This window comes from Mesorhizobium sp. 2RAF45, assembly GCF_052115225.1.
Lineage (GTDB): Bacteria > Pseudomonadota > Alphaproteobacteria > Rhizobiales > Rhizobiaceae > Mesorhizobium > Mesorhizobium jarvisii.
In genome coordinates this window covers 202,954-223,705 of sequence record NZ_JBFRGG010000005.1, presented here as the reverse complement: position 1 = coordinate 223,705, position 20,752 = coordinate 202,954, and the positions used below count along the sequence as shown (strand labels likewise).

Genomic DNA, 20,752 nt, shown 5'->3' with positions numbered 1-20,752 from the left:
GCCTCGGTTCGATCCCGAGGCGAGGCCTCCAAAAATCTTATCGCCGAGACCCTGGTGCCCGACCTCTTGTCGCGGCCGATTTGCGCGGTTGCGGCCATTGTCGCATCCGACGATCATGGCCACGAAGATGTAGGGCCGACGTTAAAACCACCCATCTGCATTTGGCATGCAGGTCGCTCACGAAAAGAGTGCTATGGCAGGAGCGCGAGCCTGCTCGCTCCGATCTTCCCCGACATTCGAGGTCATTTTCGTGCGTGAACCGCCATCGCTGCCGGTCTTTGGAAAACTCGGCGTCAAGCCATCCGTCGCCGTCGTGGCGGCGCCAGCCGCCTCGGTAGGCATCGTGCCGCGCTTGCGGGAGGTTGTGGCCGCGCATGGCGGCATGGCGCTGAAGCTGTCGGTGATCGCGTGGACGATTCTGGTCCTGGGTACGGTGTTTTTCATGTTGCAGGGCTGAGGATCATGGCAAACCGCTACGCGCTGCGCATGGATCTGCCCCAGAGCTGGGCCATCGTCGATGTGTTCACCGGCCAGCCAGCCGTGATCAGGCAAAAGGTGATGGTTGGCATGAGCCCGCGCGAGGCCGAGGACATGGTCGTGCAGATGAATGTCGGCGACATCAGGCGTCGGGAGAGGGCGGAGCGCAAGGGTTGAACGTTCCGGCCGCCGGCCCACAGGACCAAGGCCCGCAACACCAAAACCAAGAGGATTCCCGTGAGAGCGAGCCTGAGGCAAAAGATACTGGAGGTCTGCGACCGCAAGATTTCCGAGAAAGGGCCTGCCGTGGGCGTGTCGTTCTACGCGTTTTTCGCCAACAGGAATGACGATCCCGAGCTGCTGATGGAAGCAGCGGAATGGTGGATCAGGACCCCACCGCCTCGACCATTTCGAAAAAGCCGCGAAGATACGGACGATGATCGAGGACATGGACCTCGGCTGATCAGCCGAAGTCGTCTGATGTCAGCACATACATGCTCTTGCGCGTGCGGCCGTAGGCCTTCGACGCAACATCGCGAATGACGCTGCTCTCGGTGTCGAACGTTGCGAGGTAGCCCGCTTCATCGGCGCTGGTTCGCGGCTGGATCTTGGTCATCGCATCGGCGGCGACCGAGAAGGAAATCTGGAACATCCCGTCATGGCCGACGAAGCGGATGCGCTTGCCGGCTTCGTCATAGCTTCGGCTGCGGTTGGGGAAGGTCAGGCTCATGTTTTTGCCTCCGTTGCGGCGGCCTTCTTGGTCGCCCGCTTCTTCTTCGGCGTCGGGTTCAGGGCTTCGGCGACGCGGTCTGCCTCTTCCTTGGCCAGGCGCAATGTCCTGAGCTTTGCGGTCTTGATCTCCCTGGCCTTCGCCTCGGACATGTACTCGGCGGTTGCCTTGTTGCGCTCCGCCGTCTTCTTCTGCTTGTCGACGAAGCGGGCTTCAGCTTTTTCCATGATCGTCTGGTTGCCGTCGGCCATCGCATAAATCTCCTTGGTGCTGGAATCGTGAAAATGAACTTGTCCGATAAATAGGCACTCGACCGGCAAAATTCAATTTTTTGAATTATTTGACAGCCTTCGGATATCACGAAACGGCAAGGCGAAATAATACTTTTCAATATTTATCGGGTCCGCGAATAATTTTTGGCACTCCTATCTATCGAGTGCCAAAGCGCCTATATGGGGGAAGCGGCCGCCTAAGCCGGCCCCAGAAAGAAGATTTCATGAAGTTTCGGCCACTCCACGACCGCGTCGTCATCCGGCGCGCCGAAGGCGATACCAAATCCAAGGGCGGCATCATCATTCCCGACAATGCCAAGGAAAAGCCGCAGGAAGGCGAAGTCATCGCCGTCGGACCCGGTGCACGCGACGAAAACGGCGCGCTTGTGCCGCTCGACGTCAAGGCCGGCGACCTGATCCTGTTCGGCAAATGGTCGGGCACCGAGGTCAAGATCGATGGCGAGGACCTTCTGATCATGAAGGAAGCCGACATTATGGGCGTCATCGAGAAGAGCGTCGAAGCCAAGAAGGCCGCCTGACTGGTGCGCCGCGCCTTCCGCGCGGGGTTCGTCCACTCCAAATTCGAACGGGATTGAAAAAATGTCTGCCAAGGAAATCAAATTCGCCACCGACGCGCGTGACCGCATGCTGCGCGGCGTCGAGATCCTCACCAATGCGGTGAAGGTCACGCTCGGCCCCAAGGGCCGCAACGTCATCATCGACAAGGCCTATGGCGCGCCACGCATCACCAAGGACGGCGTCACTGTCGCCAAGGAAATCGAGCTTGCCGACAAGTTCGAGAACATGGGCGCGCAGATGGTGCGCGAGGTGGCCTCGAAGACCAACGACCTCGCCGGTGACGGCACCACCACCGCGACCGTGCTGGCCGCCTCGATCCTGCGCGAAGGCGCCAAGCTGGTTGCCGCCGGCATGAACCCGATGGACTTGAAGCGCGGCATCGACCAGGCGGTCGCCGCAGTTGTCGTCGAGATCAAGGCGAAAGCCAAGAAGGTCAAGTCGTCGGCCGAGATCGCGCAGGTCGGCACCATCGCCGCCAATGGCGACGCAACCGTCGGCGAGATGATCGCCAAGGCGATGGACAAGGTCGGCAATGACGGCGTCATCACCGTCGAGGAAGCCAAGACCGCCGAAACCGAGCTCGACGTCGTCGAGGGCATGCAGTTCGACCGTGGCTATCTCAGCCCGTATTTCGTCACCAATGCCGACAAGATGCGTGTCGAGCTGGAAGAGCCTTATGTGCTCCTTCACGAGAAGAAGCTCGGCAATCTGCAGGCGATGCTGCCGATCCTCGAAGCGGTGGTGCAGAGCGGCAGGCCGCTGCTGATCATCTCCGAGGACGTCGAGGGCGAGGCGCTTGCCACGCTGGTCGTCAACAAACTGCGCGGCGGCCTCAAGGTCGCGGCCGTCAAGGCGCCGGGCTTTGGCGATCGCCGCAAGGCGATGCTGGAAGACATTGCGGTGCTGACTTCAGGCCAGATGATCTCCGAGGATCTCGGCATCAAACTCGAAAACGTCACCATCGAGATGCTCGGCCGCGCCAAGCGCGTGCTGATCGAGAAGGATACCACCACGATCATCGACGGCGCCGGCACCAAGGCGACCATCCAGGCGCGCGTCGCCCAGATCAAGGGCCAGATCGAGGAGACGACCTCCGACTACGACAAGGAGAAGCTGCAGGAGCGGCTGGCCAAGCTGTCGGGCGGGGTTGCCGTCATCCGCGTCGGCGGCGTCACCGAGTCGGAAGTGAAGGAAAAGAAGGACCGCATCGACGACGCGCTGAACGCGACGCGCGCGGCGGTCGAGGAAGGTATCGTGCCCGGCGGCGGCGTCGCTCTGCTGCGCGCCCGGTCGGCGCTGTCGGGCCTCAACGGCGCCAATGCCGATGTCACCGCCGGCATTTCGATCGTGCTCAGGGCGCTGGAAGCGCCGATCCGCCAGATCGCCGAGAATTCCGGCGTCGAGGGCTCGATCGTCGTCGGCAAGCTCGCCGACAGCAAGGACCACAATCAGGGCTTCGACGCCCAGAACGAGACCTATGTCGACATGATCAAGGCCGGCATCGTCGATCCGGCGAAAGTGGTGCGCACCGCACTGCAGGACGCCGGCTCGATCGCGGCTCTGCTGATCACCGCCGAAGCCATGATCACCGACGTTCCGGCGAAAGATGCCGCGCCTGCCGGTGGCGGCGGCGGCATGGGCGGTTACTAAGAACTCGGCCTGCCTGCGGGGGCGGCTTCATCGAAGCCGTCTTCCAGGTCTGAGCTGAATCCACGCCGGTTTTTGCAGCCGGACACGATCGCCGGGGGATCTCTCCCGGCGCACAGGCCTCTAGCCCAGGAGATCGATCCATGATCGTGTTCGCGCAGAAGCCACAGACGGTCGTCACGACCGAAACCACCGAGGAAAGCCGCTTCGACCGCATCCGCAGGATTGCCGCCGACAAGCACAAGAAATCGGATTCCGACACGGCAACGCCACAAAAGGGCGAACCCAAGCGCCCGATGTAAGGTTGCACCGCGCCGCTACTGGCCGTTCAACCTCAGCACCACACATCGCGCGTCAACGGCGCGAGCTCGATGCCGTTGGCCGAGCGTGGTCCAGCCAGACACCTTCCTGTCGGCAGTATCGGCGCGTCCGGTATTGTCATTATATTAGCTTAAGCGCATATTCATCTGGCAGTAGGCCCTTGGCCGCCAACGCGTCCCTGGGCGCCTGCAATTGTTCCGAAAAATAAATCACTCCGTGCCGCTCGAATTATGGAGCCGCACGAGACAATGACATTTGGAGGAAATACCCATGAAAGTGACTATCTTGGCAAACTATGCGCCTCATGCCGCCAAAGGATTGATGCAAGGCTCCGACAGGCAGGCTGCGGTCAAGGCGCTTTTCGAAAGTGTTGGCGGCAAGGTGAGCAGCGTGATGTTCACGCGCGGCATCTATGACGTGGTTGTCAATGGCGAGGTGCCGGACCAATCAGCGGGGATTGGCATGTCCCTTGCGGTGCGAGCGAGCGGCTCGCTGACCGAGATGGTTGTACTGGAAGAACTCGACATGAAGGCAGTGCTCGCGGCCGCCAAAAAGGCTGCCGGCGCTTACAAACCCGCCGGCTGATGGACTTGCCTTCCTGATCAAGGCAGCACGGTTCGATGCCGTGCTGCCGCTTGTCCGACAGCGCATCTTCTTGCGACTTTCGCGGCGACTGGAATTCAAGCTAGTATCGTCGAGTGGTCGTTTGGTGCAGAGAGCTTGCGGAAACGGAACCGCGATTCCCAGTTCGGAGACAAGCCATGTTCGCCGCCAAGGCCATCGACACCTCGGACAAGGCCGCGTTCTATCGCGACCTCGCCGCTCAGTTGAAAGCGCTGCTCGACGGCGAGAGCGACTCGATCGCCAATGCCGCCAACACCGCGGCGCTGATCTTCCAGATGGTGCCGGACCTCAACTGGGCCGGCTTCTATTTCCTGGCCTCGGACGAGGAGCTGGTGCTGGGACCGTTCCAGGGCAAGCCGGCCTGCGTGCGCATCGCGGTCGGCAAGGGCGTGTGCGGAGCCGCGGTCGAACTCGGCACCTCGATGCTGATCAAGGACGTGCATGATTTTCCCGGCCACATCGCCTGTGATGCCGATTCACGTTCGGAACTGGTCGTGCTGCTCGAGGACGATGAAGGCGTGTTTGGCGTGCTCGATCTCGACAGCCCGCTGCCCGGCCGCTTCGACAAGGCCGACCAGGCCGGCATCGAAACGCTGGCCGCGATCTATGCGGCCGCGAGTTCGTTCGAGGATTGAGCGCCCATTTTTTTCCGGGCCGGCTGTCTAGGCACGATCCCCTAGGCGGAAGAACATCGCCAGCTTCAGGCTCGTCGCGATCCGTTCGGCCCGGTCGACGAACACCGCGGCGATTTCCGGCCCAAAGAGTTCGGCCGCCGTCTGGCTGAACATGGCCAGCCAGATGTCGAAATCGGCCTCTGTCACGTCCCCGAGCTTCAGGTGCGCCGGGACCGGGCGGCCATGATAGTCGCCCGTCTTGAGGATGACCGAGCACCAGAAGTCCGTCATCTTCTCGAGATGCGGTTCCCAGTCGCCGGGGATCTCGCGCGCGAAGATCGGTCCGAGACGTTCGTTCTTGCGCAGTCGCGCATAGAATTCGCGAACGAGCCGGCCGATCGCAGCGCGATCGACGCCTGCATGATGCAACGGCTTTTCCGGGGCCGGACGCGCATGATCCGCCAGCGACGATTTCAATGTCATTGCAGAAGTCCTGTTGTTGTCGTGATCAGGAAAGCTGAAGCCAGCGGATGGCGGCTTGCACGAGGTTGAGCCGGTCGCGCACGAGGCGGAATCCCAGGTTGTCGGGCGGCGTGCCGACGGCGCAACCGCCGCTTTTCCCGTCCCTGATGAAGTTCGACATATAGGTGCGATGGAAACCTTCCACGACATGAACGCCGCAATTGTCGATCGAGCTTGCTATGCCGGCGCCGTCGGCGGCTTCCGTCGTATGGACGTAACAGGTCGAAGTCCACTCCCAGACGTTGCCGGCAATGTCGGCCACCCCCTTGGAGTTGGGTCCAAATCCGCCCCTGATCCTCGGCTGCGGGTCCGGTTGCCGCCCGAGTGAAGCCTCGGTGCGATATTGGACGAGCCAGCGCTGCGCCGGGTTGTTGGGGTCGGTCTCGCCACCCTCGATGTCGCCGCGAAAGCGTTCGCCCGCCGCATAGGCCCATTCCACGTCCGTCGGCAGGCGCCATGCCGATCCGGTCTCGGCCGAGAGCCAGTCCGCATAGGCCTCGGCATCGATATGGCTCACGCCCGTAACCGGAACATTGCCGCTGCCGCGGCCATCGGCCGGCTTGCAGGCGCCGGCCATGACGCAGCGCCGGTAGTCCGAAGCGCTTACCTGGTATTTCATGATCTCGAAGGGCTCTGCCACCGTTGCCCGCACCACGGGAGCACTGACGGGGTGGTTCTGCCTGAGGAATTCCCCGGGCAGCGGATGGGCGAACGATCCGGGCGCGAGGGTGACGAGTTCGGAGCGCGCCAGGAACTCCCGATCCGGCACAGGGAGCCAGCCGATGGCGCCTGTCGCGCCCAGCGTGAACAGCGCGCAAGCCAGACCTCCGAGAGCCAGGATGGGGTTGAGGGGCATGGCAGTTTTCCCGCGTTCGCGGCCCTGCAGGAATGTCGCAAGGCCGCGTCTACCTTAGGACGCGAGGCGGCAGCTAGGACGCAATCGCCCTTGGGGCTTCGACCTGCATCATCAGGTCGTCGTCCCAGCTTCCGTCGACCGTGAAATGCGCGGTCGCGCCGAGTTCCACCGCCTCGATCAGATTGTGGTTGACGTAGGCGTAGACGCCCGGCTGCAGGAATGTGTAAAGGGCAGCGCCGGCCGAACCCCCGCGAATGAACCAGGTTTCGAGGTCCTTTGCCGGCGGGTTCGCGAACTTGCCCTGTTCCCATACATGGTCGCCATGTCCACCAATCAGGTGCGGACGTGTGTCGCGATTGGCCTGCGAATGGACGATCAGGACAGTCTCGCCGACCTTGGCCTTCATGGCGTTCTCGCCGGTCAGCGATCCTGCCTTGCCGTTGAACACGACGTGGGTGGGGATCAAGCCACGCATGACCTTCACCGTGTCGTCGTAATTGTCGCCGGCCGAGTCATACTTCTTGAATTTACCCTGCTCGTCGCGGGGAATGTAGAAGTCGCTTTCGCCGATATAATAGATGTGGTCATAGCGGACCGGCTTGCCCTTGTCGTCCTTGAGCCCGTCGCGCGGCAGGATCATGATCGCTCCGTTCATGCCCGAAACGACATGCCAGGGGATCATCGGACCGCCGGGCGCGCAGTGGTAGACGAAGGTCCCCGAGCGCGTCGCCTTGAAGCGAAGCGTCGTCTGCTCGCCGGGATTGACCAGGGTCAGCGCACCGCCGCCAAGCCCTCCGGTGGCGGCATGGAAGTCGATGTTGTGGGCAAGCGTATTGGTGTCGGGGTTGATCAGCGTGAGTTCGACATAGTCACCCTCATGCACGACCATCAGAGGTCCCGGGATCGAGCCATTGTAGGTCATGGCGTTGAGCTGGGTGCCGTCGGCGTCGATCACCATCGGCTTCTCTTCTATGGTCATCGTGAATTCGACGACCTTGGGACCGCTTTTGGCCACCTGGTCGTGGGCATGGACGAAAGGCGGCGCGACCAATGTCACCTTTTCCCGCGGCAAGCCAGCGACTTCCTTGGCGCTGGCCATAGCCGGCATCGAGCCGACCGTCGCGACGGCCGCAGCCGCAAGAACAGACCCTAACAGGGCTTCGCGTCTCGTAAGCATTTCCCGCTCCTTTTTTTGAACCGTTCGATGCTTGGAGAATAAGCCTTTCCACGAGGACTTCTTTGCGCTGGCGCAAACTTGAGATTCATTTGTCTTGATCTGGTTCTGCCGGGGGAGCGATGCCTGTTCGGGAGACCGGCAACTGCCGGTGAATGGAAATGCCCGCACGGCGCCGGGCGCCAAAACGTCGCGTGGGAGTGACGGCGCCGAAGCCGCCACTCCCACAGGACTTTGCAATTCCGATGTCGAGCGCGGACAAAGCCTGTCTGTCCGCCCGGCATTCGGCCTCGATCAGTTCGCCTTCGTCACCTGGGCAAACAGCGTGGGGAACACGGTCTTGGCCTTGCCGACCTGCTTGACCGCCTGCGCCGCGTCGAGGTTCACGGGCTTGCCGACCACGATCAGAGCCACCATGCCCATCCCGTAATGCGGGCTGCACTTGACGCCGTAGACGCCTTCCTGCGTCATGGTGACAGTGGTGGTTTCACCCATCTTGCTTTTGATTTCCTGGGCGCCGTCGGGGGCCATTCCCTTGATGGTTTCGACATTGTGGGTCTTGTCGCCAGGCACGAACTTGATCGTGTCGCCGGGAGCCGCCTTGATGAAATCAGGCTGGAAGACCATGGACCCCTTGTCTCCCTTGGTCAGCAGTTGCACGACGTGCTCTTCGGCGTTTGCAACGCCGGCAAGCGCAAGCAGGGCGGCGGCCGCGGCGATCAGGTGGAATTTCATGGGTAAGTCCTTTCTTGGGTGCATCACGGCTCAAACCGTTGCAGCCTTCTAGCCGACCGCACGGACAGGCGATTTGCGCTGGCGCAAACTGGCGCACGAAATATAGACTGGGTGCCGGCGTCATCTGGAGCCGTGGGCAGCGAGGGTTTGGGGTTGCCGCTTGACCGGTCGATCATCGCGAGGCTTTCGCTGTTCGAGGGCCTGGGGCCCGCGGAGCTGGACGGCATTCTGCGGGATGCCCGGTCCGTGCGCTTTGCCAAGGAAACTGCAATTTTCGAGCAGGAGGCCGAGGCGCGTTCGTTCTACGTGCTCTTGGCGGGACATATTCGCGTCGTGCGGACCACGCCCGACGGGCGCCAGGTGATCGCCCGCTACATCAGTGAAGGCGAGATATTCGGCGTTGCCGCCGCACTCGGCCGGCTGACCTATCCGGCAACCGCGATCGCCGCGGTCGACTGCGTGGTTCTGGTCTGGCCGAATGCCGTGTGGCCGGATCTGTCATCCCGGTTTCCCGTTCTTGCCGCGGGAACGTTCAAGACGGTCGGCGCGAGGCTGCAGGACACGCAGGCGCGCGTCATGGAACTGGCCACCGAGCAGGTCGAGCAACGCGTTGCCAGCGCGCTGCTGCGGCTGGTGAAGCAGACGGGGCGCAAGACCGATGCCGGCATCGAGATCGACTTCCCGATCTCTCGCCAGGACATCGCCGAGATGACGGGGACGACCTTGCATACGGTGAGCCGGCTGCTGAGCGCCTGGGAGGAACGCGGAATCATCGTCAGCGGCCGCCAGCGTGTCACCATCACCGACGCGCATCGCCTGGTGATGCTGGCGGAGCATCGGGACGGCTGACCGGCCCGCCGGCGATGGCGCGTTCAAGGCCTTTCAGGAAATCGGCTTCGTCAATTCGATGATCCCGGCAGGCCTCGGCGATCGAATGGAACGGGGCGATGTGGCAGCCCACGCAGTGCATGCCGTGCCGGATCAGCACGGCGATGCTTGCCGGCCATCGTCTCATGACGTCGTCCATGGACATGTTCGGATCGATCCGCATGGGCGTCTCCTTCGTGGTTCTCCCCACTTCGACCGTAGCAGAGGCGTTTGGCCGGTCGTTGTGCTGGCGCAAGGAAGGAGCGTGTCGGAAAATGGAATGAGATGCGGCCAGGCAAACAGCCGACGTCTCTGCGAACGCCGGTATGCGAACCTCGTGGAAAGCTTGCCGAGCTAAGCGAACTTCACCAGCATCAGGCTGAATCCGCCGATGAACAGGAAGGCGCAGAAGGCGAGCGCCAGCGGACGCAGGCCGCGCGAGCGCAGCTGCGAAATGTCGGCCTGCAGGCCCATGGCGGCAAGCCCCATGGTCAGCATGATGGTGGTGGCGAGCGCCATCGCTGATTTTACTTCCGCCGGTATGGTGACCAGGCTGTTCAACGCCACGACGGCGATGAAGGCAGCAACGAACCAGGGCATGGGCGGCCGTGCCGCCGATTGGTCGCGGCTGCCGCGCCGCGCCATCAGGCCGAGCGCGATGACCATCGGCGCCAGCATGGCGACGCGGGTCAGCTTGGCGACCGTGGCGATCTCGCCGGACTGGGTGCCGTTCTGGAAGCCGGCGCCGATGACCTGCGCCACCTCGTGGATTGAGGCGCCGGCCCATAGGCCGAAAGCGTGCTGGTCGAGGCCGAGCAGTGGCGCCAGCAGCGGGAAGCCGAGCATGGCGACGGTGCCGAACAGCGTGATCGAGGCAACGGCGTAGGTGACGTCCTCGTCGCGCGCATCGGTGACGATGTTGGTGGCGACGATGGCGGAGGCGCCGCAGATCGAGGTGCCGGCGGCAATCAACTGCGCCAGCTTGCGGTCGACGCCGATCAGCCGGCCGAGCGTGACGGTGAAGAGGAAGGTGGCGCCAAGCGTCGCCGCCACGATGCCGACGCCGCCGGCGCCGATCGAGACGACCTGGCCGAGCGTCAGCTGGAAGCCGAGCAGCACGATAGCGAAGCGCAGCAGGCGCTTTTGCGAGAAGGCGATGCCGGCCTTGGCGTGCACCGGCGTGCCGAGCACGTTGGAATAGACCATGCCGGCGACGACGGCCAGGATCATCGGGCTGAACAAAGCGAAGCCGGAGACATTGTGCGCCGAGAAGGCCACGGCCGTGATCATCGCCACCAGCACAATGCCGGGGATAATGCCGTTCCACACCGAATCGAGCCGCTTGCGGCTTGCGGCCAGGTCTGCCGATATCAGGCTTTTCGGAATATCGTTCGCGATGTGGGTGGCGGAAGACAATGCAATGCTCCAGGCAGGTATACCGGAGGAATGCCATTCCTGAAACGATCTTTCCAACGAATTGTTATGGTCAGAATGATCGATTTTTACGAACGATCATCAATCATTGACCAGCGTTGGCGCTGCCCCTCATCCGCCTGCCTGCCGTTCGTCTCTCGAAAAGCCAAGCAATTGGCTTTTGTCCGCTGTGCGGATCAGTCCTCAGCTCCCCGTACAACGGGGAGAAGGGAACTGGCCGCGTCAGAGCTGCGCCTCGATCGCCGCCTTGTCGATGACCGACCAGACGTTCCTGATCCGGTCGTTCAAAAATTCATAGAACACATTGTCGCTGAACGAGACCTTTTTGCCGTTGATGGGCAGGCCGAAGAAGGTTCCCTTCGGCGTGCAGTTGAACTGCAGGCGGCTGGCGATGTAGGGCGGGTCGGAGACCAGCAGTTGGACGTCGAAATAGAGGTCCGGGATTTCGCGAAAATCCCGCTCCAGCATGGCGCGGTAACCCGATAGGCCGACACGGTCGCCATTGTAGTGGACCTCGTCATGGACGAAGCGATGCAGCCTTTGCCAATCCTGGTTGTTGAGGCAGTCGATATAGCCTCGGTAGAGATCAGTCTCGGTCACGGCGACGGCTCCGGGGTTTCTTCAATCGCGTTCCGGCAAGAAGATAGAACGGCTGCGTGCGCAGTCCAGACGTTCTAGCCGCGATAGCGCAGCGCATCGACCAGCAGCGAGAAGGCCGGCGTCGCCTGGCGACGGCTGGGGTAATAGAGGTGGTAGCCGGGGAAGGGTGGGCACCAGTCTGCCAGCACCCGCACCAGCCGGCCGTCGGCCAGATGCGCGCGCAGCTGGTCCTCGGGCAGATAGGCAAGGCCGAGACCGGCCAGCACCGCGTTCATGCGTAGCCTCGCCGTGTTGAAGATCAGCTGGCCCTCGACGCGTACTTTCAGTTCGCGCCCGGCCTTTTCGAATTCCCAGGCATAGAGCCCGCCATAGGTCGGCAGGCGCAGGTTGATGCAGTTGTGGGTGGTGAGCTCCTGCGGCGTGCGCGGCTTCGGCTGTCGGGCGAAATAGGCGGGCGATCCGACCACCGCCATGCGCATGTCCGGGCCGATGCGCACCGGGATCATGTCGTGCGCCACCTGTTCGCCAAGCCGCACGCCGGCGTCATAGCGCTCGGCGACGATGTCGGTCAGGCCGTAGTCGACGATGATCTCGACCTTGATGTCGGGATAGTCCGGCAAAAGCCGCGCGATCGCCGGCCACAGCACCGCCTCGGCGGCGTGCTCGCCGGCGGTGATGCGGATGGTGCCGGCGGGCTTTTCGCGCAGGGCGCTCAGCGCGGCGAGCTCGGCCTCGATCTCGTCGAGCCTTGGCCCGACGGAGCGCACCAGTCGCTCGCCGGCCTCGGTGGGCGCCACGCTGCGCGTGGTGCGGGTCAGCAGCCGCACGCCCAGCCGCTCCTCCAACGCGCGCACCGTGTGGCTGAGCGCCGATTGCGAGACGCCGAGCTGTGCCGCCGCCCGGGTGAAGCTTTTTTCCCGCGCGACGGCGAGGAAGGCGGTCAGCTCGTTCAGATTGTCTCGCGGCATTGATGAGTCCTCCTCATAAGTACATGCCGGATATAGCATCTAATCCAGATCAATCGCAGGCGCTAAATAGAGGCCATTACAATCGGGCTGTCGGAATTGGCGGCCCTGAAGGCCTGGGGCAGCGTGCTGTCCGGCGTCTAGAAGGAGAAACCATGGACATCAAGCGAAGCGGCTCGCAGCCTTCCGAGAAAGGTCCAGCCGACTACTTCACCGGCACGGTGCGCATCGACGCACCATTCAAGGGCAGCGAGCCGGCCCGCGTCGGCGGCGCCACCGTGACTTTCGAACCCGGCGCGCGCACCGCCTGGCACACGCATCCGCTTGGCCAGACGCTGATCGTCCTGTCGGGCGCCGGCCTGGTTCAACGTGAGGGCGGCCCGGTCGAGCCTATCCGCCCCGGCGACATCGTCTGGTTCGCGCCCGGCGAAAAGCACTGGCATGGCGCGGCACCGACCACGGCGATGACCCACATTGCCATCGCTGAGGCCCTCGACGGCAAGGTCGTCGACTGGATGGAGCATGTCACCGACGAGCAATACGCGGTTTGAGCAGGCATCAGCGCTTTGCGCTCGAACCGATACCGCAACGAAGGAAACCAAAATGATCGATAAACCAGTGCCGCACAGGAACCCGTTCTCCGATATCGCGCCCGCGCTCGGCAAATACACCGACGATGTGTTGTTCGGAGATGTCTGGAAACGGCCCGGCCTTTCGCCGCGCGACCGCAGCCTCGTCACCGTCAGCAGCCTGATCTCGAACTACCGGGTCAACGAGATGCCTTTCCACATGAAGCGGGCGCTCGACAATGGCGTCACCCGCGACGAACTCATCGAAACCATCACACATCTCGCCTTTTACGCCGGATGGCCGGTTGCCAGCACGGCGATCGGCGTTGCCCGCAAGGTTTTCGAGCAGGCGGATGCCGAGAAAAAGGAATAGGAAAATGCCTTGGTCGAAGGACGAACTCGAGAGGATCGCGGCAACCGACGATCTGCATATTTCGCCTTTGCGCGATGACGGCGTGACCCTGGGCACGCCGACCTGGATCTGGTCGGTCGTTGCCGACGGCGCGCTTTATGTGCGCGGCTACAACGGTCAGCAGTCGCGCTGGTATCTGGCCGCGATCAGGCAGAAGGCCGGACGCATCACTGCCGCCGGCCTGACCAGGGACGTTGCCTTCGAAGCAGTCGAGGGAACCGTCAACGCCCGCATCGACGACGCCTACCGGGCGAAATACGCAGCCAGCCCTTATCTCGCACCGATGATCGCGGCGCGCGCCCGCGCCGCCACAGTGCGGATCACACCGAAGGAGAATTGAAATGCAAAAGCGCACACTTGGAAAGAACGGTCTCGAAGTCTCGGCCATCGGCCTCGGCTGCATGGGCATGAGCCATTCCTACGGGCAGCCGATGGAGACGCCGGATGCCGTTCGCCTGATCCGCTCCGCGTTCGAGCGCGGCATCACCTTCTTCGACACAGCGGAGGTCTATGGGCCGTTCAAGAATGAAGAGGTGGTCGGCGAGGCGCTGCGGCCGATCCGCGACCAGGTGGTGATCGCCACCAAATTCGGCATCGACATCGCCGGCACGGCCGGACATGAGGGCATGGACAGCCGGCCGCAGCATATTCGCGACGTCGTCGAGGCCTCGCTCAAGCGGCTGAGGACCGACCGCATCGATCTTCTCTACCAGCACCGCGTCGATCCGGTCGTGCCGATCGAGGAGGTGGCGGGGACGGTGAAGGACTTGATCGGCCAAGGCAAGGTCAAGCATTTCGGCCTCTCCGAAGCGGGCGTGCGCACCATCCGCCGCGCCCATGCGGTGCAGCCGGTCGCCGCGCTGCAAAGCGAATATTCGCTGTGGTGGCGCGAACCCGAGGAGGCGATCGTGCCAGTGCTCGAAGAACTGGGCATCGGCTTCGTGCCCTTCAGCCCGCTGGGCAAGGGTTTCCTCACCGGCGCCATCAATGCCGATACAAGGTTCGACAGCAGCGACTTCCGCAACACCGTGCCGCGCTTCGCGGAGGAGGCGCGCAAAGCCAACCAGGCGCTGGTCGACGCGATCGTCGCGATTGCTGCGCAGAAGAAGGTGACCCCGGCGCAGGTCGCGCTCGCCTGGCTGCTGGCGCAAAAACCCTGGATCGTCCCGATCCCCGGCACGACGAAGCTCAATCGCCTCGAGGAGAACATCGGATCGGCGGCCGTCGCGCTGACGGCGGAGGATCTTGCCGACATCGAAAACGCGGTCTCGGCGATTGCCGTGCAAGGCGAGCGCTATTCGCCGCAACAGGCGGCCAGGATCGATCGCTGAGGCGGAAGGAAAATCCCATGACAGACAACATCAAGAACAAGGTCGTCGTCATCACCGGCGCCAGCAAGCGGGCTGGGTTAAGCCGCCGCGCGGCTGCTGGCCAAGGAGGGCGCGAAGCTGGTGCTGGGCGCGCGCCGCCTCGACCGGCTCGAGGCGCTGGCCGCCGAGCTTTCGCTGGGCAAGGACGCCATCATGCAGACCGACGTCACCGATGTCGGCCAGGTCCGGCGGCTCGTCGACCATGCAGTCAAGACGCATGGCCGCGTCGCCGTGATTATCAACAATGCCGGACTGATGCCGCATTCGCCGCTGGAACGTGGCAAGGTCGAGGATTGGGACCGGATGATCGATGTCAACATCAAGGGCGTGCTCTACGGCATCGCCGCGGCGCTGCCGCACATGAAGACGCAGAAGAGCGGCCACATCATCAACGTATCGTCGGTCGCCGGCCACAAGGTCGGGCCGGGCGGCGCGGTCTATGCCGCCACCAAGCACGCGGTGCGCATCATCTCGGAAGGGCTGCGGCAGGAAGTGAAACCCTACAACATCCGCACCACCATCATCTCGCCCGGCGCCGTGGCGACGGAACTGCCCGACAGCGTCACCGAGCCCGATGTCGCCCAGGGCGTGCGCGCGCTCTACGACCGGGTGGCCATCCCCGCCGATTCCTTCGCCAGGACGGTGGTGTTCGCCATGAGCCAGCCCGACGAGGTCGACATCAACGAGATCCTGTTCAGGCCGACGGCGCAGGAGTATTAGGCGCGCGACGGGGACGTCTGACGTTCGTTCGCATCACGCCTTTGGCGATTGGCTGAAGCACCAACACTTCGTCATCCACGGGCGGAGCAAGGAGCGAAGCGACGCGGCGCAGACCCGAGGATCCATGCCGGGACTCCAACGCGCCACTACGGTTCGGAATCCTGCTCCGCTGAGCCTGTCAGCAAGGTCGCGGCATGGATCCTCGGGTCTCCCGACGCCGCTGCCGCCCCTCGCTCCGCCGGTGGATGACGAAGTCGCGGGCTTGGGCCAATCCCGAAATCTTGACGCGCCGCGCCTCATGCTCCAGCTTAGCGTCATGTTCGCCCTCGCGCCCACAAATACACAGCGACGCCGCCACTGGACAGTGCGGAGCGGCGAGCTGATTGCGCGACGACAAAGGCCGGCAGGATAGATCCGGTTCGTTCGTTTCCAGCCCCGCCCGCGACACCGCCGGCGGGGGTTTTCATGTCTGGAGCATTGTCATGACCATCAATTCTTCCATCCGGTTTCGGCCGGCCGAACCCGCTGACGCCGCCGCGATCAGGGACATCGTGCGATCAGCCTATGGCAAATGGGTGCCGGTGATCGGCCGCGAGCCGCTGCCGATGCGCGCCGACTACGGGAAGGCCGTTGCCGAGCATCCGTTCGAGCTCGCCGTCGCCGACGGCCGCATCGTCGGCATGATCGAAACCATGCTGGCCGGTGATCATTTGTGGATCGAGAATGTCTGCGTCGCGCCGCAGGCGCAGGGCAGGGGGATCGGCCGGCTGCTGCTGGAGCGGGCCGAGCGGAAGGCGCTCGAAGCAGGCCGCCTTGAGCTGCGCCTGCTGACCAATGGCGCCTTCGAGGCCAATGTGTTGTTGTACAAAAGGCATGGCTATACGATCGACCGGGAGGAGCCGTTCATGGGCGGCATGACGGTCTATATGAGCAAGAGATTGACGCGATAGAGGGCAAATCGGAGGCATGGATACGGTGATGGTAGCCAGGGTCAAATTGAGGCAACTTCCCGGCTCGTACGCGATTTCGCGGCTCGGAGCGGGCGACGGCATTCCCGGCTGGGCGGACGGGCCAGGCTTCGTCAGCATGACCAGGACCGACGACGAGCTTTCGATCACCTGCCTGCAGGATCGTGTTCCAGGCACGGTCAAGCACGATGGCGACTGGGTCGCCTTCAAACTGCAGGGACCCTTTGCTTTCGACGAAACCGGCATCGTGCTGTCGGTCATCCGGCCATTGTCGGAAAACGAGCTGGGCATCTTCCTGGTGTCCACCTTCGACGGCGATCACCTGCTGGTGAAAGCGGCGGACCAGGAAGCGGCGCGACAGCATCTGGTCGAGGCAGGACACACGCTGCTGTAATCCATCCCATGCCGTCGAAAACGGCTGGGTTCTCTGGCCCAACGCCTCTGGCTCAATCACTGGCGCGCTGGCTCAACCACTTCGGGGGTTGCCTTTGACGGTGCGGTTCGCGCATCGTTATTTCTAGCTGGATATCACGGTCGGAACGGCCCTGCGGCACCCCAAGGAGAAACCATGTCACACAATCTGCAGTTCTATATCGACGGCGCGTGGGTCGATCCTGTCGTGCCCAACACACTCGATGTCATCGATCCGTCGAATGAGGATGTTTTCGCGCAGATCTCGCTCGGCTCCAAGGCCGACGTCGAGAAGGCGGTGGCCGCCGCCAAGCGCGCCTTCAATTCGTTCGGCTTCACCTCGGTGGAGGAGCGCCTCGATATCCTGAACCGCATCATCGCGATCTACAAGAAGCGCTCCACGGACCTGGCGCTTGCCGTGTCGCGTGAAATGGGCGCGCCGCGCCAGATGGCGCTCGACAGCCAGGTCGGCGTCGGCCTGGCGCATCTGGAGAAGATGGCGGAGACGCTGAAGACATTCCAGTTCCGCCACGCCAAAGGTTCCTCGCTGATCGTCAAGGAGCCGATCGGCGTCGTCGGCCTGATCACGCCGTGGAACTGGCCGCTGAACCAGATCACCTGCAAGGTCGGCCCGGCACTTGCCGCCGGCTGCACCATGGTGCTGAAGCCGTCTGAGATCGCGCCGCTCGACGCCATCATCTTCGCCGAGATCATCGACGAGGCCGGCGTGCCGAAGGGCGTGTTCAACCTCGTCAATGGCGACGGCCCGGGCGTCGGCCAGGCGCTGTCCAGCCACCCCGACGTCGACATGATGTCGTTCACCGGCTCGACCCGGGCCGGCATATTGGTGGCCAAGGCCGCCGCCGATACGGTCAAGCGCGTGCACCAGGAACTGGGCGGCAAGTCGGCCAACATCCTGTTCCCGGATGTCGACCTCGCCCGCGCCGTCACCAAGGGCGTCGCCGGCTGCTTCGGCAATAGCGGCCAGTCCTGCAATGCGCCCACCCGCATGTTCGTGCCGCGCGACCGTCATGACGAGGCCGCCGGCTACGCCAAGGCGGCGGCTGAGAAGTTCGTGGTCGGCCCGGCCGACGGCGCCAACACCAAGCTTGGCCCCGTCGTCAGCCAGGTGCAGTTCGACAAGATCCAGGACCTGATCCAGGCCGGCATCGACGAAGGCGCGACGCTGGTCGCCGGCGGCCCTGGCCGCCCGGCCGAACTCAACCGCGGCTACTATGTCAGGCCGACGGTGTTCGCCGACGTCACCCACGACATGCGCATCGCGCGCGAGGAAATCTTCGGGCCGGTGCTGGCGATCCTGCCCTATGACACGGTCGAACAGGCGGTCGAGCAGGCCAACGACACCGTCTACGGCCTTGCCTCCTACATCCAGGCCAAGGACATCCAGAAGGCGCGCGACGTTGCGGCACGCATGCGCTCCGGCAATGTCTACATCAACTACCCGACCTGGGACGCCGGCCTGCCCTTCGGCGGCTACAAGCAGTCGGGCAACGGCCGCGAATATGCCGAATACGGGCTGGAGGATTTCCTCGAGATCAAGGGCATCGCCGGGTATGAGGCGGCGGAGTAGGGCACGACACAATGTGGCCGGCGGCAACGCAACGCCGGCTGAAACGGTTCATTTGTTGGCATCCAAGGCCGCCACGCAGGAATAGTTGGCGTGGCGGCCTTGTCTTTATACTTCACAAAATTATTGAAGCTCCAATTCTGTGCCTCGCAGTGCGCGACCGGCAGCGGCTCTGCCCGCACTTTCCGAACGGTAGCGCCGGCCCATGCCTGAAGAAGCATCTGTCGGATCTGAGCCCGGCCTGCAAGGCGCAGGTGCTGGGGGAGTAGAGTATCTCGCGCCGAGTCTGCCGGCGTGGATTCCTGATGGACGCGAGCAATGGCGGCGTCGATCATCTGCATCTTGCCGTCAGTCTCGCGCTACGGGCTTGGGCGTAAAGCTGAATTGGACCTTGTCGTTCAAACCTATGGCGACGTGGACATCTGCGGTGTCTGATAGGGAACTGAAAGTCATCTGTCTAAAGTCGGTGGTTCTGCGCGGACCGAGACCGACGGGTTCGGTGGAACTGATTCCGGCTGGATGGTCGAAGTCCGGTGGCCCAAAAGCCCCCACAACATCGTCCACCGTCTTCAGGCCGTTTGTCGCCTTCCTAAGCTTTTCAAATTCTTCTTTGGTCACATGCATGAAAAGCTCGTCCCTGCGTGAGTCTGGCGTTTGTCCGCCGCAGAAGATGCAGTGATAGATCAAGACCTGCTGCTGACCAGTTCCAACGATGTGATACTCATTGAGCTCAGCATCGAACACGATGGGAATCGACGGTTCCTTGGAAAGCGTTTCAAGTGCCCCGCATTCACATCTGGGAGCCTCGGAATTAAGCGCACTCACCAACTCATCTCCATGTCTGGTCGAACAATAGATAGGACATCCAGAAGCATCCCCAAATTTTTGGCAGAACGGGCGCTTGCAGCGTAACCCTCGGCTTCTACTTCGCATTTATGAGTTCCCGGCCTAGGTCTCGCTGAATCCAAGAGCCGAGTCATCCCCTTTCCTTCTGGGCGTCGCCGAGCTGCGTGGGGAGAGGAACCCAAGTATGTTGCAGCTCTCATCCTTGCCAATTGGCAAATATATGCTATATCTCTGCCAACAGCAGGGTGAGCAACATGCAGCTTCAGTCCATCGTCACCACGCCGGCCGCGGTCGGGTCAGCCATTTCGGATGAAGAGGCGGGCGCGCTGGCGCGCACCACGGTCAATCTGTTCAAGGCGTGGAACCTGACGGACCTCGAGGCCTGCATCCTGCTCGGCGGCATGTCGGCGCGCACTTGGGCACGTTGGAAGACTGGGGCACGTTGGAAGGAAGGCGGCATCGGCCGGATCGACCGTGACCTGCGCACCCGCATGGCGCATCTGATGGGCATCCACAAGGGCCTGCGCTATCTCTTCACCGAGCCGGCGCGCGGCTATGCCTGGATCCGCAAGCCCAATGCCACGTTCGGCGGCCAGTCGGCGCTCGACCTGATGCTGCGCGGCGAAATCTCCGATCTCGCCGCCATGCGCGAATGGCTCGACGCGGAGCGTGGTGCATGGTGAGTGGGCTTACGGTCCGGCGCCGCGTCCACTGGCCCCAGACGTTTCGCATCATCCGCTCCATCCATCCGCCGATCGACCTGTTCGAGGACATTGCCGATCCGCGCGACTGGGAGGCGCTGGCCGCCGTCGAGGAGAAGACCAATCCGCGCATAAGGCTGGAGATCGGCGACCTCGGCAAGGTCGCCGCGGCAAGACGGGTTTCCGGCCCCGGCGCCAGCTTCGTCATGGCGCCCTTCGTGCACTGCTCGACGCTGCGGCCCGGCCGCTTCTCGGATGGCAGCTACGGCCTCTATTATGCCGGCGACAGCGAGGATGTGGCGCTGGCCGAAACCATCCACCACCACCAGAATTTCATGCGTGCCACCAATGAGGATCCCGGCTGGACGGCTGACTTTCGTGTGCTGATCGGCAGCGTCGACCGCGACCTCGATGACGTCAACGGCGTGCCCGGCGTGCTCGACCCGGACGATTACACCGCCTCGCAGGCGGCGGGGCGGGCGCTGCGGGCAGGGGGCAGCGACGGGCTTGTCTGGAACAGCGTGCGCATGCCGGACGGGCAATGCATCGGCATCTTCTGGCCCGACGTCATCCCCGTGCCGGTGCAAGGCCGGCACTACTCCTACCACTGGGACGGCAAGCGCGTCGATTTCGTGCGCCAGCACGATACGGGCAAGGTGCTGGCGGTCACCTGACGCGATGGCGGCGCATTCGCCGCGGAGGCTGGCGCCCGGCCGCGCTATTTCCGGCATCGTGCCGTGTCCAGGGACC

28 protein-coding genes and 2 pseudogenes are annotated in these 20,752 nt (G+C 63.2%); 19 read left to right on the top strand and 11 right to left on the bottom strand.

What is annotated here, in order from left to right; translation table 11 throughout:
* Nucleotides 1–250: 250 nt before the first annotated feature.
* From AB4Z43_RS16800 to AB4Z43_RS16790, 3 genes and pseudogenes are all read left to right on the top strand, one after another.
* Nucleotides 251–457 carry a hypothetical protein gene (locus AB4Z43_RS16800; protein ID WP_236952322.1) on the top strand — a complete coding sequence of 69 codons (207 nt, stop codon included), beginning with the start codon at nucleotides 251–253 and terminating at the stop codon, nucleotides 455–457.
* Nucleotides 458–462: 5 nt separating this feature from the next.
* Nucleotides 463–654 carry a hypothetical protein gene (locus AB4Z43_RS16795; RefSeq protein WP_019859663.1) on the top strand — a complete coding sequence of 64 codons (192 nt, stop codon included), beginning with the start codon at nucleotides 463–465 and terminating at the stop codon, nucleotides 652–654.
* 60 nt (nucleotides 655–714) lie between these two features.
* Nucleotides 715–940: pseudogene (locus tag AB4Z43_RS16790) on the top strand (DUF6500 family protein).
* Here the strand turns inward: AB4Z43_RS16790 and AB4Z43_RS16785 are convergent.
* Nucleotides 941–1,207 carry a DUF1488 domain-containing protein gene (locus AB4Z43_RS16785; RefSeq protein WP_019859662.1) on the bottom strand — a complete coding sequence of 89 codons (267 nt, stop codon included), beginning with the start codon at nucleotides 1,205–1,207 and terminating at the stop codon, nucleotides 941–943.
* Nucleotides 1,204–1,458 carry a hypothetical protein gene (locus AB4Z43_RS16780; RefSeq protein ID WP_010910765.1) on the bottom strand — a complete coding sequence of 85 codons (255 nt, stop codon included), beginning with the start codon at nucleotides 1,456–1,458 and terminating at the stop codon, nucleotides 1,204–1,206. Before AB4Z43_RS16780 ends, AB4Z43_RS16785 begins: the two co-directional genes overlap by 4 nt.
* Before the next feature lie 245 nt (nucleotides 1,459–1,703).
* On the opposite strand from AB4Z43_RS16780, the gene AB4Z43_RS16775 reads away from it, so the two are divergent.
* From AB4Z43_RS16775 to AB4Z43_RS16755, 5 genes are all read left to right on the top strand, one after another.
* On the top strand, nucleotides 1,704–2,018 hold the full coding sequence (locus tag AB4Z43_RS16775; RefSeq protein ID WP_019859661.1) for a co-chaperone GroES: 315 nt from the start codon (nucleotides 1,704–1,706) through the stop codon (nucleotides 2,016–2,018).
* A gap of 61 nt (nucleotides 2,019–2,079) precedes the next feature.
* Nucleotides 2,080–3,708, top strand: coding sequence for a chaperonin GroEL (gene groL, locus AB4Z43_RS16770; RefSeq protein ID WP_038648449.1), 1,629 nt, complete (start codon nucleotides 2,080–2,082; stop codon nucleotides 3,706–3,708).
* A 140-nt stretch (nucleotides 3,709–3,848) separates the two neighbouring features.
* Entirely contained in the window at nucleotides 3,849–4,007 is a 159-nt protein-coding gene (locus tag AB4Z43_RS16765; RefSeq protein WP_019859659.1) for a hypothetical protein, read from the top strand.
* 295 nt (nucleotides 4,008–4,302) lie between these two features.
* Nucleotides 4,303–4,611: a GYD domain-containing protein gene (locus AB4Z43_RS16760; RefSeq protein WP_245314250.1), complete on the top strand. Its 309-nt coding sequence runs from the start codon at nucleotides 4,303–4,305 to the stop codon at nucleotides 4,609–4,611.
* 176 nt (nucleotides 4,612–4,787) lie between these two features.
* The gene (locus AB4Z43_RS16755) at nucleotides 4,788–5,285 is read left to right on the top strand and encodes a GAF domain-containing protein (RefSeq protein WP_019859657.1); all 498 of its coding nucleotides are present in this window, start codon (nucleotides 4,788–4,790) and stop codon (nucleotides 5,283–5,285) included.
* A 27-nt stretch (nucleotides 5,286–5,312) separates the two neighbouring features.
* Here the strand turns inward: AB4Z43_RS16755 and AB4Z43_RS16750 are convergent, their stop codons facing one another.
* From AB4Z43_RS16750 to AB4Z43_RS16735, 4 genes are all read right to left on the bottom strand, one after another.
* Nucleotides 5,313–5,747: a group III truncated hemoglobin gene (locus AB4Z43_RS16750; protein WP_019859655.1), complete on the bottom strand. Its 435-nt coding sequence runs from the start codon at nucleotides 5,745–5,747 to the stop codon at nucleotides 5,313–5,315.
* A gap of 25 nt (nucleotides 5,748–5,772) precedes the next feature.
* Nucleotides 5,773–6,642, bottom strand: coding sequence for an SUMF1/EgtB/PvdO family nonheme iron enzyme (locus tag AB4Z43_RS16745; protein WP_441938468.1), 870 nt, complete (start codon nucleotides 6,640–6,642; stop codon nucleotides 5,773–5,775).
* A 73-nt stretch (nucleotides 6,643–6,715) separates the two neighbouring features.
* On the bottom strand, nucleotides 6,716–7,819 hold the full coding sequence (gene nirK / locus AB4Z43_RS16740; protein ID WP_038648438.1) for a copper-containing nitrite reductase: 1,104 nt from the start codon (nucleotides 7,817–7,819) through the stop codon (nucleotides 6,716–6,718).
* 291 nt (nucleotides 7,820–8,110) lie between these two features.
* Nucleotides 8,111–8,551 carry a pseudoazurin gene (locus tag AB4Z43_RS16735; RefSeq protein ID WP_038648435.1) on the bottom strand — a complete coding sequence of 147 codons (441 nt, stop codon included), beginning with the start codon at nucleotides 8,549–8,551 and terminating at the stop codon, nucleotides 8,111–8,113.
* 153 nt (nucleotides 8,552–8,704) lie between these two features.
* Here AB4Z43_RS16735 and AB4Z43_RS16730 point away from each other — a divergent pair, with 153 nt between their 5' ends.
* Entirely contained in the window at nucleotides 8,705–9,400 is a 696-nt protein-coding gene (locus tag AB4Z43_RS16730; RefSeq protein WP_441938465.1) for a Crp/Fnr family transcriptional regulator, read from the top strand.
* Here the strand turns inward: AB4Z43_RS16730 and AB4Z43_RS16725 are convergent.
* The 4 genes from AB4Z43_RS16725 to AB4Z43_RS16710 all read right to left on the bottom strand — a co-directional run bounded on the left by AB4Z43_RS16725 (nucleotide 9,351) and on the right by AB4Z43_RS16710 (nucleotide 12,420).
* A complete protein-coding gene (locus tag AB4Z43_RS16725; protein ID WP_202362059.1) occupies nucleotides 9,351–9,602 on the bottom strand; it encodes a DUF1858 domain-containing protein in 252 nt (83 codons plus the stop codon). The two genes, AB4Z43_RS16730 and AB4Z43_RS16725, sit on opposite strands and share 50 nt — an antisense overlap.
* A gap of 170 nt (nucleotides 9,603–9,772) precedes the next feature.
* Entirely contained in the window at nucleotides 9,773–10,834 is a 1,062-nt protein-coding gene (locus AB4Z43_RS16720) for a YeiH family protein (protein WP_441938463.1), read from the bottom strand.
* A 240-nt stretch (nucleotides 10,835–11,074) separates the two neighbouring features.
* Nucleotides 11,075–11,452, bottom strand: a complete 378-nt coding sequence (locus AB4Z43_RS16715; protein ID WP_441938461.1) for an ester cyclase — start codon at nucleotides 11,450–11,452, stop codon at nucleotides 11,075–11,077.
* A 74-nt stretch (nucleotides 11,453–11,526) separates the two neighbouring features.
* Complete coding sequence (locus AB4Z43_RS16710; protein WP_019859645.1) at nucleotides 11,527–12,420, bottom strand: LysR family transcriptional regulator; 894 nt, start codon at nucleotides 12,418–12,420, stop codon at nucleotides 11,527–11,529.
* Nucleotides 12,421–12,572: 152 nt separating this feature from the next.
* On the opposite strand from AB4Z43_RS16710, the gene AB4Z43_RS16705 reads away from it, so the two are divergent.
* The 8 genes and pseudogenes from AB4Z43_RS16705 to AB4Z43_RS16670 all read left to right on the top strand — a co-directional run bounded on the left by AB4Z43_RS16705 (nucleotide 12,573) and on the right by AB4Z43_RS16670 (nucleotide 18,458).
* Complete coding sequence (locus AB4Z43_RS16705) at nucleotides 12,573–12,968, top strand: (R)-mandelonitrile lyase (RefSeq protein ID WP_064985906.1); 396 nt, start codon at nucleotides 12,573–12,575, stop codon at nucleotides 12,966–12,968.
* A 52-nt stretch (nucleotides 12,969–13,020) separates the two neighbouring features.
* Nucleotides 13,021–13,359: a carboxymuconolactone decarboxylase family protein gene (locus tag AB4Z43_RS16700; RefSeq protein ID WP_038648415.1), complete on the top strand. Its 339-nt coding sequence runs from the start codon at nucleotides 13,021–13,023 to the stop codon at nucleotides 13,357–13,359.
* A gap of 4 nt (nucleotides 13,360–13,363) precedes the next feature.
* Entirely contained in the window at nucleotides 13,364–13,738 is a 375-nt protein-coding gene (locus AB4Z43_RS16695; protein ID WP_441938458.1) for a DUF2255 family protein, read from the top strand.
* 1 nt (nucleotide 13,739) lies between these two features.
* The gene (locus AB4Z43_RS16690) at nucleotides 13,740–14,729 is read left to right on the top strand and encodes an aldo/keto reductase (RefSeq protein ID WP_019859639.1); all 990 of its coding nucleotides are present in this window, start codon (nucleotides 13,740–13,742) and stop codon (nucleotides 14,727–14,729) included.
* A gap of 17 nt (nucleotides 14,730–14,746) precedes the next feature.
* Nucleotides 14,747–15,488 (top strand): annotated as a pseudogene (locus tag AB4Z43_RS16685) (SDR family oxidoreductase).
* 482 nt (nucleotides 15,489–15,970) lie between these two features.
* A complete protein-coding gene (locus AB4Z43_RS16680) occupies nucleotides 15,971–16,438 on the top strand; it encodes a GNAT family N-acetyltransferase (protein WP_038648409.1) in 468 nt (155 codons plus the stop codon).
* A 28-nt stretch (nucleotides 16,439–16,466) separates the two neighbouring features.
* A complete protein-coding gene (locus AB4Z43_RS16675; protein WP_038653068.1) occupies nucleotides 16,467–16,850 on the top strand; it encodes an ACT domain-containing protein in 384 nt (127 codons plus the stop codon).
* Nucleotides 16,851–17,024: 174 nt separating this feature from the next.
* Nucleotides 17,025–18,458 (top strand): aldehyde dehydrogenase family protein, encoded by a 1,434-nt coding sequence (locus tag AB4Z43_RS16670; protein WP_441938455.1) that lies wholly within the window; start codon nucleotides 17,025–17,027, stop codon nucleotides 18,456–18,458.
* A gap of 345 nt (nucleotides 18,459–18,803) precedes the next feature.
* Here AB4Z43_RS16670 and AB4Z43_RS16665 read toward each other — a convergent pair whose 3' ends face one another.
* The gene (locus AB4Z43_RS16665; RefSeq protein WP_147377510.1) at nucleotides 18,804–19,280 is read right to left on the bottom strand and encodes a hypothetical protein; all 477 of its coding nucleotides are present in this window, start codon (nucleotides 19,278–19,280) and stop codon (nucleotides 18,804–18,806) included.
* A gap of 275 nt (nucleotides 19,281–19,555) precedes the next feature.
* Between AB4Z43_RS16665 and AB4Z43_RS16660 the strand changes: the two genes are divergently transcribed.
* Nucleotides 19,556–19,984, top strand: coding sequence for an MbcA/ParS/Xre antitoxin family protein (locus tag AB4Z43_RS16660; protein WP_064985898.1), 429 nt, complete (start codon nucleotides 19,556–19,558; stop codon nucleotides 19,982–19,984).
* A complete protein-coding gene (locus AB4Z43_RS16655) occupies nucleotides 19,978–20,676 on the top strand; it encodes an RES family NAD+ phosphorylase (RefSeq protein WP_441938453.1) in 699 nt (232 codons plus the stop codon). Before AB4Z43_RS16660 ends, AB4Z43_RS16655 begins: the two co-directional genes overlap by 7 nt.
* Nucleotides 20,677–20,752 lie beyond the last annotated feature (76 nt).